Origin of the sequence: Pontibacterium sinense, from assembly GCF_015209595.1 — a bacterium.
Taxonomy (GTDB): domain Bacteria; phylum Pseudomonadota; class Gammaproteobacteria; order Pseudomonadales; family Balneatricaceae; genus Pontibacterium; species Pontibacterium sinense.
The window spans coordinates 32,858-45,824 of sequence record NZ_JADEYS010000024.1; the positions used below are offsets into that span (position 1 = coordinate 32,858).

Annotated in this window: 10 protein-coding genes; all 10 read right to left on the reverse strand. The window is 52.8% G+C overall.

Translation table 11 applies throughout. The features are described from left to right. Window positions 1–40 precede the first annotated feature (40 nt). Window positions 41–892 (reverse strand): AraC family transcriptional regulator, encoded by an 852-nt coding sequence (locus IOQ59_RS18530; RefSeq protein ID WP_193954957.1) that lies wholly within the window; start codon window positions 890–892, stop codon window positions 41–43. Between the two features lie 223 nt (window positions 893–1,115). Next, window positions 1,116–2,297 (reverse strand): acetyl-CoA C-acetyltransferase, encoded by a 1,182-nt coding sequence (locus IOQ59_RS18535; protein WP_193954958.1) that lies wholly within the window; start codon window positions 2,295–2,297, stop codon window positions 1,116–1,118. A gap of 444 nt (window positions 2,298–2,741) precedes the next feature. After that, complete coding sequence (gene panC / locus IOQ59_RS18540; RefSeq protein ID WP_193954959.1) at window positions 2,742–3,590, reverse strand: pantoate--beta-alanine ligase; 849 nt, start codon at window positions 3,588–3,590, stop codon at window positions 2,742–2,744. 1 nt (window position 3,591) lies between these two features. After that, entirely contained in the window at window positions 3,592–4,386 is a 795-nt protein-coding gene (gene panB, locus IOQ59_RS18545) for a 3-methyl-2-oxobutanoate hydroxymethyltransferase (RefSeq protein ID WP_193954960.1), read from the reverse strand. 42 nt (window positions 4,387–4,428) lie between these two features. Then, the gene (folK, locus tag IOQ59_RS18550; protein WP_193954961.1) at window positions 4,429–4,914 is read right to left on the reverse strand and encodes a 2-amino-4-hydroxy-6-hydroxymethyldihydropteridine diphosphokinase; all 486 of its coding nucleotides are present in this window, start codon (window positions 4,912–4,914) and stop codon (window positions 4,429–4,431) included. Further along, complete coding sequence (gene pcnB / locus IOQ59_RS18555; protein ID WP_193954962.1) at window positions 4,907–6,307, reverse strand: polynucleotide adenylyltransferase PcnB; 1,401 nt, start codon at window positions 6,305–6,307, stop codon at window positions 4,907–4,909. The genes folK and pcnB overlap by 8 nt, the downstream gene beginning before the upstream one ends. A 589-nt stretch (window positions 6,308–6,896) precedes the next feature. After that, on the reverse strand, window positions 6,897–8,291 hold the full coding sequence (locus IOQ59_RS18560) for a sigma-54-dependent transcriptional regulator (protein ID WP_193954963.1): 1,395 nt from the start codon (window positions 8,289–8,291) through the stop codon (window positions 6,897–6,899). Window positions 8,292–8,302: 11 nt separating this feature from the next. After that, window positions 8,303–11,254, reverse strand: coding sequence for a sensor histidine kinase (locus IOQ59_RS18565; protein ID WP_193954964.1), 2,952 nt, complete (start codon window positions 11,252–11,254; stop codon window positions 8,303–8,305). 173 nt (window positions 11,255–11,427) lie between these two features. Further along, window positions 11,428–12,309, reverse strand: a complete 882-nt coding sequence (gene gluQRS, locus IOQ59_RS18570; RefSeq protein ID WP_193954965.1) for a tRNA glutamyl-Q(34) synthetase GluQRS — start codon at window positions 12,307–12,309, stop codon at window positions 11,428–11,430. 53 nt (window positions 12,310–12,362) lie between these two features. Beyond that, on the reverse strand, window positions 12,363–12,794 hold the full coding sequence (dksA, locus tag IOQ59_RS18575; protein ID WP_193954966.1) for an RNA polymerase-binding protein DksA: 432 nt from the start codon (window positions 12,792–12,794) through the stop codon (window positions 12,363–12,365). Window positions 12,795–12,967: the final 173 nt, after the last annotated feature.

Genomic DNA, 12,967 nt, shown 5'->3' on the forward strand with positions numbered 1-12,967 from the left:
CTCCTCCGAACTCATTGAGAAGCTATGTTAGCGCTGTCATTTAGCGAACGGCTTGCACGCTCTTGCGGTTTACGCCGTCGGCGTATTGGCCAGGGGTGATGCCAAAGGCTTTCTTGAAGTGGCGGTGCATATGGCTCTGATCGTGAAAACCGGCATCCAGCGCGACATCGCTCAGTTTTAAGCCCTGACGGATCAGTTTTTTGACCAGTCTGAGTCGTGTTTGTATCTGATAGGCATGCGGGGGGAGGCCATAACGACTCTGAAACTGGCGCAATAGATAAAACGGGCTGAGGCCGCAGAGATTGGCCAGGTCTTCCAGTGATACATCGCTGGTGGGCTGATCATCGAGAAAACTTTTGACCAGATCCAGTTGTGGATACGCTTTGCTTTGTTCTTTCAGTTCACTACGTTGCTGGCTATGGCGCAGCATCAGTTGCACCATGCTGGTGTACAGCAGGCTTTCCCGCAGCAAACGGTTATCTGACGTCATCAGCGTATGCAGTGTCAGTCGGATGATCTCCGACAGCTGTTTATCCTGTACAACCGGTGACGGGAAGTAAGGCGCACCCTTGGCATTAAGGTCCAGCTCATCGCGAATTTGGGCAAACTGGTCGGGCAGAGGGTAAAGGGCTTTATAAGCCCAGCCACCTTCAGCGGCAGAGCTGCCATTATGTACATCGTCGGCGTTGACCAGAATGATGCTTTCTTTAGGTGCGATATGATCACCGCCTGTCCGATAGAAACGCTGAGCACCTGATTCCACAACCCCAATGGTGTAGCCCTCATGGGTGTGGTTGGAGAAATTTTGATGTTGGTAGCGGGCGTCAAGCGTCTCTATGCCACCCAGTTCGTGGGCATAGCGATACTCTGCATGTTCTGTTGTTTTAGCCATGTTGGCTCCCCGGCACCGGCTTCTCGTCAGTGAATCAGGTATTTGACCGGACAGAAGCGTTATTAGGCTTCATTTTAACCGAATGAGCGCCCTAGTTTTTGTACGAAATTGCGCATCATGGGTGTTCGACATGTAAGAAATTAATGTATTTGTACCGAGTTGCTTTCTAAAAGCCAAAAAAAACCGCAGCCGAAGCCGCGGTTTTTTCAGAACAAGTCAGGGATTAGTCGCGCTCAATCGCCAGCGCTGTACCCATACCACCACCGATACACAGGGTAGCCAGACCTTTCTTAGCGTCACGTTTGCCCATCTCATGGATCAGGCTAACCAGAATACGGCAACCGGATGCACCGATCGGGTGACCCAGAGCGATCGCGCCACCGTTTACGTTTACGATATCGGTATTCCAGCCCAGATCTTTGTTGACAGACATCGCCTGTGCAGCAAAAGCTTCGTTGGCTTCAACCAGGTCCAGATCGTCTACACCCCAGCCCGCTTTTTCCAGTGCTTTTGTAGTTGCAGTGATTGGACCGGTACCCATGATAGTTGGGCAAACACCGGTAGATGCGTGTGCTTTGATGCGCGCCAGAACCGGCAGACCCAGTTCAGCTGCCTTTTCTGCAGAGCACAGGATAACTGCTGCAGCACCATCGTTGATGGTAGAGGCGTTACCTGCAGTTACGGAGCCATCTTTTTTGAAGGCCGGGCGCAGTTTGCCCAGAGCTTCCGGAGTGCACCCAAAGCGAGGCTGTTCGTCGGTGTCGAAAACAACGGGATCGCCTTTACGCTGAGGGATGACTACAGGAATGATTTCGTCTGCGAAACGACCGCCGGTTACCGCAGCTTCCGCTTTGTTCTGAGAGGCAGAGGCGAATGAATCTTGCTCTTCGCGGGTGAAACCGTATTTTTCAACGATATTCTCAGTGGTGATACCCATGTGGTAGTCGTTAAACGCATCCCACAGGCCATCTTTAATCATAGTGTCGACCATTTTCCAGTCGCCCATGCGTGCGCCGTTACGAGAATTCGGCAGAACGTGAGGGGACTGGCTCATGTTTTCCTGGCCGCCAGCGATGATGACTTCAGCGTCGCCACAGCGGATCGCCTGTGCAGCCATCTGCACGGCTTTCAGGCCGGAACCACATACTTTATTGATCGTCAGCGCGGGTACTTCCTGTGGTAAGCCTGCGTTGATAACGGCCTGACGTGCAGGGTTCTGGCCGCAGCCAGCAGCCAGTACCTGGCCAAGAATAACTTCATCGACCTGAGCTGGGTCCAGGTCGATTTTTTCAATCAGGGATTTGAGTACAGTTGCACCCAGATCGGATGCGGAAACTTTGGCCAGAGAGCCGTTGAACGCACCCATAGCGGTACGGCCGGCAGCAACGATAACTACGTCACGCATAGTTTTGCCTCATTATAGAATCGAAAATGATTAAATGATGATAGGGCAGAGAAGTGACCCTTCTATTGCAAAGGGGCGTTGGTACATCCTAATTCCCTGATCCCACCGTTAGCTCTTACTTTTTCTTATTGTTTGAGTACAGTTTTTAGTTGCAGTGCAACATGCCTCGCGTCACAGTCTGTGCGAGCAGGCCCCGCTTTGTCAAGCCGAGCGAATAGGTACGGCAAGTGACCGCCATTTTACAGTCGGTGTGTCGTGCGGCATCTGTACGAATCCAAGTACTGCGAATCTCTTGGCATCACTAAAATTTAACAGGGGTGATGGGTGCTGAACAGGCGACTTATGGCTAGGTCAGCTGCTACTGCAGGAGGAGCGATCTCAAAGGGAAAGACGGGGGAGAAGAACGGGTGTACGCAGGGGCATACACCCGTGACTGAATCCAGCTCAGAGCTCGATTTCAATATTGTCGATCAGGCGGGCACCACCCAGTGGCGCTGCAGCCAGGATGACCAGATGGCGGCAGGTTTCATCAGCAGGCAACAGGTTGCTTGCATTGCAGATGTTGTAGAAGTCACGACTAAAGCCGGCGGTTTCCAGCTTGCTGTACGCTTCGGCTTCCAGTTGAGTGTAGTCTCTGCGCCCGCCCAGAATCTGTGCTTTGGTCTCCTGCAAGGTACGTTGCAGCGTCGGAGCTATCTCCAGCTGCTCTGCTGACAGGTAGCCATTACGAGAGCTTAAGGCTAGGCCTTGTTCGTTACGAGCAATCGGTGCGCCCTGAACTTCCACGGGCAAGTAGAGGCTTTCCACCATGCGGCGGATAACCATCAGTTGCTGGAAATCCTTTTCACCAAATACGGACACATCAGGCTGGACGATGCCAAATAGCTTACATACAACCGTCGCAACACCCTGAAAGTGTCCCGGTCGGCTGGCCCCGCAATGGATGTTAGAGATACCCGGAACCTCGACCTGAGTCTGGACTTCACGTCCGTTCGGATACATCTCTGCATCGCTGGGTGCGAACAGGTAATCACAGCCGGCGCCGGCCAGTTTTTCCTGATCGGACTCCAGTGTGCGAGGGTAGCTGTCGAGATCTTCGTTGGCGCCAAACTGCAGCGGGTTGACGAAGATGCTGGCCACTACGATATCGCTACAACCATCCGCTTGGCGTACAAGCTGCAGATGACCTTCGTGCAGGTTGCCCATCGTGGGTACCAGGCTGATGCGTTTGCCCTTGGCGCGTTCGGCTTGCAGCGTAGCGCGCAGTTCCTGAATGCTGTGGATCGTTTTCATGTTATTCAAATCCGTGCTCTGGTCCCGGGAAGGTGCCATCGCGTACGGCGTCAGCGTAGGCTTTCAGGGCATCCTGTACAGTGTCGTTTTCTTCCATAAAGTTCTTTACGAACTTTGGACGACGGCCCGGAGTCAGTCCCAGCATATCATGCAGTACCAATACCTGAGCGTCAGTATCACTGCCTGCGCCAATACCGATTACCGGAATATCCACGGCTTCAGTGACTTCGCGCGCGAGCAGCGATGGTACACATTCCAGCAGCAGCATTGAGGCACCGGATTGTTCCAGTAGTACCGCATCTTCGATCATCTGACGGGCACTTTCCCGGTCGCGGCCCTGAACTTTGTAACCCCCCAGCTTGTTTACAGCCTGTGGAGTAAGCCCCAGGTGGGCGCAAGCAGGGATGCCACGCTCAGCCAGCAGGGATATGGTTTCCGCGAGCCATGCCGTGCCTTCAATTTTAATAATGTGGGCACCGGCAGCCATGAGTGCGGCGGCGTTTTCCATCGCCTGTGCTGGCGTTGCATAACTCATGAATGGCAGGTCGGCCATGATCATGCTGCCTTGATTACCGCGTGCTACGCACGCCGTGTGATACGCCATCTCTTCAACACTGACAGGTAGAGTGCTGTCATTGCCCTGAAGGACCATTCCCAACGAGTCGCCAACGAGGATCATCTCGTTGCCGGCTTCACTCACCAGATGGGCGAAACAGGAATCGTATGCGGTCAGCACCGCAAACTTCTCACCCGCTTGTTTACGGGCTGTGAGGGTGTGCAGGGTAATGTTGCTCATAAGAAACTCTTATCCAGTTGTCTCGTTCGGCCGAAATTATACCTACAACCGTTCAAGGCTGCCCATAGGGTATGCGACTAAAAGCTGGCTCAAACTGCGTCTATCTGGCAGAACCAGTTCAGGCGCGATTTCGGCCAGGGGCCAAAGTACAAACGTGCGTTCGCACATAAAGGCATGAGGTACGGTAAGGCGTTCGGTATCAATGACCTGCTCACCGTACAGTAAAAGATCCAGATCAAGGGTGCGTGGACCCCAGTGACGCTCGCGGATGCGGCGATGCTGTTGCTCAAGACGTTGCAGCTCATCGAGCAGTGCGTGGGGTTCCAGTGTGGTATCCAGTGCGGCGACTGCGTTGATAAAGTCTGGCTGGTCTTGAGGGCCCACCGGGTCAGAACGGTAGATGCTGGAGCGTGTGATCAGTTCACAGTGCTCCAGCGCGGCGAGCTCTTCAAAAGCGTCCGTGACTTGTTGGAAAGGGTTTTCAAGGTTGCTTCCCAATCCGATATAGCAGCGTATCGTCTTACTCATCACGAGTGGCGTTGTTTGGTTTCTTTCGGCGGCGACGGCGTGGTTTCTGGCCATTACCGGATTCGCGGCTCATTATTCCACGCTTATCTTCGTTGGCAGACTGGTATTCAGTCCACCACCGGCTCAATCCACCCAAGTCTTCACCGCTGTTTTCACGCAGCAGCAACAGATCGTATGCGGCACGGAAGCGAGGCTGTTCCATCAGGCGCTGCGCGCGCTTTCCATCGCGGCGTGGTAGGCGAATCTGCATCTCCCAGATCTCACGGATCGGGGTTGAGAAGCGGCGTGGAATGGCCGTGGATTTTACCTGCAGTGAAAGCACCTGGTTAGCGGCTTCATGTAAGGCCGGCAGTGGAGGCATGCGCTGCTCTTTGATCAGCTGCTGCATGCGCTGTTGTACCGGATACCAAAGCAGTGCGGCGAACAGGAAGGCCGGAGTGACGCTTTTACGCTGCGACAAGCGGCGGTCCGTATTGCGCAGGGCGTTCATGATCAATGTTTCAACCAATTCGCCTTGCTCGCCATCCAGCGCTTTTTGAGTCTGTGGGAACAAAGGTTCGAACAGGCTGTAGTGTTGCAGATGCTCGTAAGCCGCTTCTGCATAGCCGGATTGCAACAGCTTCAGAGATTCATCAAACAGGCGTGCTGCCGCGATGTCTTTCAATAGGGGAGCCAGTTCGCGGATAGGCGCGGCAGTTGCCGGCTCAATCTGAAAGCCCAGTTTACCGGCAAAACGTGCTGCACGTAGCATGCGTACAGGGTCTTCACGGTAGCGCGCATCCGGTTCTCCGATCATCCGGATAATACCGTCCTGGATGTCCTGATAACCGTTGGCGAAGTCATGGATGCTGTGATCTTTGACACAGTAATACAACGCATTGACTGTGAAATCGCGACGCGCGGCATCTTCTTCGATCGTGCCGTAGACGTTGTCACGGGTGATCATGCCGGATTCGTTCTGGCGGCCGTGTTCGCCGTCGCTGTTTTTTGGGTGGGAATCGTGGCTGGCGCGGAATGTAGCGACCTCAATCAGATCGCGGCCAAAACGTACGTGAAGTAGTTTAAAGCGGCGGCCAATCAGGCGTGAGCGACGAAACAGTTCGTGCGCTTCTTCCGGACTTGCGCTGGTAGCCACATCAAAGTCTTTGGGTTTTTCGCCCTGCAGCAGGTCGCGAATGCACCCGCCCACCAGATAGCCATCGTAACCACCGTCAATAATACGGTAGACGACTTTCATCGCGTTATCGTCGAGGTATTTTCGCTGAATCTGATGTTCTGATTCGGGAATGATGCGCAGACCAGTTTCGGCTTGAGCGGAAACGGATTGTCCCGCGTGTACCGCACTACCTTTGCTGAATATCGAGCTTATGCGTTTAAGCAGACTTCTAGCCATAGAACACCAAAATTCACCCATAAAACCAAAGTGGCGCATCATACCATTTACGCGACCGCAGTATAAGCTATTCCCTGCCTGCAAGTGTGGTGAACAGATAGTGGTACTGATAATAGTACTAGGAGTAAGAAGGAGGAGTGGGAGCTGATCGCATCTCAGACAACTACGCTAATCTTAGCTTGTTGTTTTTGTTTCTAAGAGCACTTTCTCGGGACCGTTGATGCTGGTCTACGATCAGCTACAAGCCTCATTATTATTTTTATTCGAGGCGGGGTACCTATCCACTTGCTACCTGTTTTTATTTTTATTGCTGGTGCAGGTTTCTAAGTAAGCATTGTTGTTGTTTTTACATCTAAGTAATAGCAGGCACTGTGCCAGTTTTTTTAACTTGTTGTTTTTTATATGTATTTTATTTTTGTGGTTAAGGGTTAACCATTCGAAGTGTGGGGTTTGTTACCGTGCTCCCCGTATGGGGTAACACTTGGTGGGTAGAGAGGTAACACTTTGTGTGGGGGAAAGTGTTACCTCAACTGTTACCGAACGTGTGCAGTGTTACCTTGTTCGCGTTCTCGGCACAGGGTGGGGCTGTTTATTTCTTTGGTTTACGTGGAATTCCCAGTTTCTGGCGACGTTCCCACAGGCATTTTCGGCTTACGCCAAGTTTCTTTGCCAGCTCAGTTTCGGACATGCAGTCCTGATTCTCTAATACAAACCGTTGAAAATAATCATCCAGCGACAAGCCTGCACTGCCGGTATTATCGTGTACGGCTTTGCGTGAGGGCGGTGGTGTTTGGCTGACATAGTTCTGTTCCAGCGACGCCAGATCAGGCCCTTCGATATCCAGACCCAGCAGCTCTGTGCTGATTTCATTATCGTCAGTCAGGATAACGGCACGCTCAATCGCATTTTCCAGCTCACGTACATTGCCCGGCCATTGGTAACGACGCATGGTTTTGATGGCGTGATGGCTGAAGTGCAGAGGACTTTCACCCATACGTTTTGCGGTGCTGGCCAGCAGTTGATCTGCGATCTCTATAATGTCATCGCCCCGTTCACGCAATGGAGGTATCCGCAGTTCCATCACATAAAGTCGATAATAGAGATCTTCACGGAAGTCGCCGCTTTTAGCCAGAGACTTAAGGTTGCGGTGGGTCGCTGCGATCAGACGGACATTGACCTTTTTGGACTGTACTGAGCCAACGCGTCGGATCTCACCTTCCTGTAGGAAACGCAGCAAGCGTGCCTGAGCTTCCAATGGTAGTTCGCCGATCTCATCCAGAAACAGGCTGCCCCCGTCAGCAGCTTCAATCAGGCCGTTACGCTGATTATTAGCGCCTGTGAATGCCCCCTTCTCATGGCCAAAGAGTTCGGATTCGATCAGGGTTTCCGGAATGGCCGCGCAGTTCACGCAGATCATCGGAGACTTAGAACGGTCACTTTGTTCATGGATAGCGCGGGCGGCCAGCTCTTTACCTGTGCCTGATTCACCCTGGATCAGCACCGTGGCATCGGTTTTCGCGACTTTATGAATGCGCTTGAACAGATCCTGCATCGGTTGGCAGGAGCCGATGATGTGGGTTTTTTGTTCGCTGTCTTCCTGGTTTTCAGAAAGCTCCTGAACGGATGCCGGGGCCTGGCGGTGAGCCAGAATATTGCGTACGGAGTTCAGCATCTCGTCATGATCGAAGGGCTTGGCGATATAATCGACCGCGCCCATCTTCATCGCGTCTACAGCGGAACGCAGGCTGGCATAACTGGTCATGATTAACACCGGCACAGAGCCGGCCAACTTGATCAGATCAGTGCCCGGCGCACCCGGTAAACGGAGGTCGGTGATGATGAGATTAAAATCGTTCAGGTTGAAGCGTTGGGTGGCTTCATCGACGGACTCGGCGTCCTGAACATTAAAATCGTGTTTTTCCAGCAGTCTGCGCAGGGCAGAGCGGATAATCGTTTCGTCTTCAACAATCAGAATTTGGCTCATTTGGTCTACCTTTATCCCATACCTGTACCAGTAGAGGAGTGCTCGTCTCCAATATGGAACGGCAATGTGATTACCACGCGAGTGCCTTTATTCTGCTTGTTGTTGGCAGGGCTAATAATCTCAATACTACCATAATGTTCCTCTATTATGTTGTAGACCAGTGGTAAGCCAAGTCCAGTTCCTTTCCCCGGGTCCTTCGTGGTAAAGAACGGTTCGAACAATTTGTCCTGACATTCCGGCGGAATACCGGTGCCTTCGTCGGTCACGGCGATCGAAATCGTCTCGCCGTTACTGTCGGCGTCGATCCAGATATGGTTGTAATCTTCAGACGCATCGCAGGCATTATTCAGCAGGTTTACAAAGACCTGAATCAGTTGCTGCGGGTCCCCCCATACGTGCAAACCGGGTGCGACATTGTTCAGGTATTGCTGGAATTTTCCGCGGCTGTCCAGTGAGACAAGATGAATCGCTTCATCAAAACAGTGTCGTAAGTTAACTGATTCGTGTGCGATTTCGTTATCACTCTGTCCGCCACGGGCAAAACGTACCAATGACTGCACGATGCGGCTGATCCGTTTGGTCTGGTCGACGATCTGATCGCCGGTTTCCAAAATCTCTTCGTTATCAGTTTCGAATTTCAGGTTTTGCGCCAGACAAGCGATGCCAGTGACCGGATTGCCAATTTCATGCGCGACACCTGCCGCAAAACGACCAATAGAGGAGAGACGTTCGCTATGAGCCAGTCGATTTTGCAGCAAGCGAGTTTCGGACTCGTCCTCCAGCAGGATGACCATACCGCTGGTGCTCTCTTCACTCAGTAGTGCCTTGTGGAGTGCAAACCAATGGGATTGGCTGTTCAGGTGGATGGGCTCGGCGACTTCATGGGCCAGCGGGGATTGGGCAAAGTTCCCCAGCAGAGTACCCCACGGGGTGGGCAATCGGCTCAGAGGAATGCCCGCGCAATCTGCTGCGGTAATCCCAGTCACTTGTTCCATCTCTGAGTTCCAGAACAGAATCTCACCGGTGTTATCCAGGGTACAAACCCCGACGGGTAGCCGTTGTAGGATCAGGCGGTGATAGCGCCGCAATTCATCCAGCTCGGCCGCCAGACCGGTCAGCTGTACCTGATAGGTTTCCAACTGACTTTCCATCAGATGTACGTTGCGGCCGCTTGCCAGCGTGCGGATGCCTGCCGTCTGACTGCTATGGTCCAGCGGGCTGAGCAACGTGGCTGCTTCTACCGGGCCAAGCAGTCCCGTCAGGTTGTGCTCAAGCTGGGTCCGTAAGCGTAAAAGATCAACCGGACGTAACATGCCGGGTTTCAGGGCCAGCTGATCGAGGGCGCTCTGGATTTCACGTCGAGCTGCATCCTGACCCACACGTGGGGAGAGCAGTTCCTGAAAATCTTCAATCCGGGTTGCGGTCAGGCTGGTGGTGGAGTGGCGTTGCAATACGTTCAGCAGGCACGCGCTGGCGGCATGTTCCTCTTCCGCATTTTGTTCAGTGAACAGGGACACAAGAGTCAATGTCAGTGCATTCAGCACCAGCGCCAGTACTGCAGCGGTGTCCGGGTCATATTCTTCGACGCGGAAGGTGTCGGCCACCATCGGATCAATAGGGCCCAATAGCGGGAACAGCATGGTGTACATCCACACGCCCATGCCGATCAACAGTCCACAAATCACGCCCCAGCGGTTAGCGCGCTGCCAGAACAAGGTGACCAGCAGGGCGGGTAGGAACTGCAGAAATGCTACAACCGCGATGATTCCTAACTGGTGAAGGTCATAGTAATTGCCGATCTTCTGATAAAACAGGTAACAGCCAAATAAGATCAGAATCATCAGGCTACGGCGTAACCAGAGCACCCAGGTATAAAAACGACGGGTATCTGGAAAAGGGACCATAGGTAACAAAATATGGTTTTGTAACATTGAGGCCATAGCAACGGTGGCCACAATCGAGATCCCGCTGGCGGCAGATAAACCTCCGATAAAGGCTAAGACGGTCAGCCATTCGGAATCCAGATGCATTCCCAGATACAGTAGTAAAAACTCCGGATTGCCCCCCGCCCCAAGACTCATACCTGCCCATAGGATCGGAGGGACCGCGAGTGCCAGCAAAAACAGAAACAGTGGCATACCCCAGGTGGCTTTGTAGAGGGTTTCGTCTGAGCTGTTTTCGGTGAACATCATATGGAACATATGAGGCATAACGACCGCCGCACTGAAGAACGCAATCAGTAACGTACGCCAGATCTCAGCATCGAACTGAGTGTTCAGTACGGCTAGCTGATCAGGGTTGGCTAGAAGCCAGCTTTCCAGTCCGCTCGGTCCGCCAAGAATGGAAAAAAATGCATACAAACCAATCGCGACCAGGGCGATCAGTTTGATTAAGGATTCCACGGCCATGGCAACAACGAGGCCGGGATGTTTGTTACGTAAGGTGGCATGCCGGGCGCCAAACAGAATCGAAAACAGCGCCAGAACAGAACAAAATCCGAGTGCAAACTGACTGACGGTAAACTGCTGATTAAAAATATAGAGACTGTCTGCGACCGCCTGAATCTGAATCGAGATCATCGGCATTGTCGCCATGACCGTCAGAATAGTGGTGATCGTGCCTACGGCACCACTGCGGAACCGAAAAGCAAATAGGTCGGCCAGTGAACTGAGCTGATATGTACGGGTGATCCTCAGAATGGGGATCAGCAGGGCCGGTGCCAAAATAAAGGCACCAACGGCCCCGAGATAAGAGGCCAGATAGAGGTAGCCGGATTCGGATGCCAGACCAAAAGCGCCATGAAACGTCCAGACGCTGGCATACACACCAATAGACAGTACATGCGTAAGCGGATGGCGGACCAAACGCGCCGGTAGCAAATTGCGCTCAGTCAGGTAGGCGGTACCAAAGAGAAAGGCGAGGTACGCAAAACCGATTAAAAACAGTTGGGACAGATCAAGCATGTTGGCGTCTCTGCTCGATAATGACGGCCGCTACCACGACGCCGATCCAGACCAGGAAAGGCCGAAACCAGGGACCGTCCATTTCTTGCCACCAGTTGATAATCAGTGGTGCCAGAACATACGCCGCGGGCAGCAGCAAAAGAAGCAAGCGGTGGAAATACATGTATGGTCCCTTACGACGTACGAATCTGTTGCAGAACGGGTGCTACCTGTTCCATCTTCCAGTTTGTGACCGCCCATTTCAACAATTCATCCACGCAGGCATCAACTAAGGCCGGGTCGGGTGACTGATTCAGAAAATGAAGGGCTTCAATGAGTTGAGGTACAGGGTGTTCCAGGTTGAGTGCGGTAGCGTAAGTTTGTTTACTGAGTTTCTGGCCGTCGCTGTTTGCCGCGACAGGGATATGCGCATACCGCGGAGGATCGATACCCAGCAGGTCCTGCAAATGGATCTGTTTTGGGGTTTCCGGTAGCAGATCACTGCCCCTTACCACATGGGTAATCCCCTGCAGATAATCATCTACGACAACCGCCAGTTGGTAGGCAAACAGGCCGTCTTTGCGGAATACGACGAAATCCCCGGCTGTATTGGGGAGGTCAAAGGTTTGCGGACCCTGGATCAGATCAAGGAAGCGGGTAGCCGTGTCAGGGCAGCGCACACGTATCGCGGTGTCTTTATCCGGAGAAGGGGATTTCTCGATGCAATAGCCGTCGTAAACAGTACTGCCGCTGCGCTCCAGCAGCTGCTTTCGGGAACAGCCGCAACGATAGGCATCACCGTTTTCCAGTAAGCGCTGCAGCGCATCCTGATAATAAGCGTGGCGTTCACTTTGATATGTCAGTTCGCCATCCCAATACAGACCAAAAGCTTCTAAGGTAGTGGGAAAACTGGCGCAGGCACCGGCGTGTTCACGTGGAGGGTCGAGATCCTCGATACGTAACAACCAATCACCATCATTGGCGCGCGCATCAAGATAGCTGGCGAGTGCTGCGAGTAAGGAACCAAAGTGCAGCAAGCCGGTAGGAGATGGGGCAAAACGTCCAACGTAATTCACAGAGTATCAAAAGAGCCGTCCGACCGGTGATCCGGTCAGACATCTCAAATCGACTAGCCGCCGACCTGTTTCTCTTTGATCTCTGCGAGTGTTTTACAGTCGATACAAAGGGTCGCAGTTGGGCGTGCTTCGAGTCGGCGGATACCAATTTCGATACCGCATGCATCGCAGTATCCATAATCGTCAGCTTCGATGCGTTCTGCTGCTTCGTCAATTTTCCGGATCAGCTTGCGTTCGCGATCACGAGTACGGAGTTCAAGGCTGAACTCTTCTTCCTGACTTGCGCGATCACTTGGATCTGCAAAATTAGATTGTTCTTCCTGTAGATGGTGAATGGTACTGTCGACCTCTTCCATCAACTGGCGCTTCCATTCCGCCAAAATCGCGCGGAAATGGTCTTTCTGTGAGTCGCACATGTACTCTTCATCCCGGTCCAATGGATACGGGTCAATGTGCGAAAATCGAGTTTCAGTGCTGTTTGGCATAACTCTGCCCCACTTAATCTTATTGCCGGCTCCCGGCAATATCAGCTTACCTGATCATAGGCCGCACAGTGCGGCTTATACCTGAAAGGCAGCAGACGTTATCAGAACTTTCCAGATTAGACTAGCCCCAAGGCTACAAAGTTTATCTGGCGGGTGCTTTTGCCTGCGCCGTA

Bases quoted from the DNA above. Each gene is read 5' to 3' on its own strand.
- IOQ59_RS18530 (WP_193954957.1), bottom strand. From the start codon at position 892: ATGGCTAAAACAACAGAACATGCAGAGTATCGCTATGCCCACGAACTG.
- IOQ59_RS18535 (WP_193954958.1), bottom strand. From the start codon at position 2,297: ATGCGTGACGTAGTTATCGTTGCTGCCGGCCGTACCGCTATGGGTGCG.
- panC (WP_193954959.1), bottom strand. From the start codon at position 3,590: ATGAAAACGATCCACAGCATTCAGGAACTGCGCGCTACGCTGCAAGCC.
- panB (WP_193954960.1), bottom strand. From the start codon at position 4,386: ATGAGCAACATTACCCTGCACACCCTCACAGCCCGTAAACAAGCGGGT.
- folK (WP_193954961.1), bottom strand. From the start codon at position 4,914: ATGAGTAAGACGATACGCTGCTATATCGGATTGGGAAGCAACCTTGAA.
- pcnB (WP_193954962.1), bottom strand. From the start codon at position 6,307: ATGGCTAGAAGTCTGCTTAAACGCATAAGCTCGATATTCAGCAAAGGT.
- IOQ59_RS18560 (WP_193954963.1), bottom strand. From the start codon at position 8,291: ATGAGCCAAATTCTGATTGTTGAAGACGAAACGATTATCCGCTCTGCC.
- IOQ59_RS18565 (WP_193954964.1), bottom strand. From the start codon at position 11,254: ATGCTTGATCTGTCCCAACTGTTTTTAATCGGTTTTGCGTACCTCGCC.
- dksA (WP_193954966.1), bottom strand. From the start codon at position 12,794: ATGCCAAACAGCACTGAAACTCGATTTTCGCACATTGACCCGTATCCA.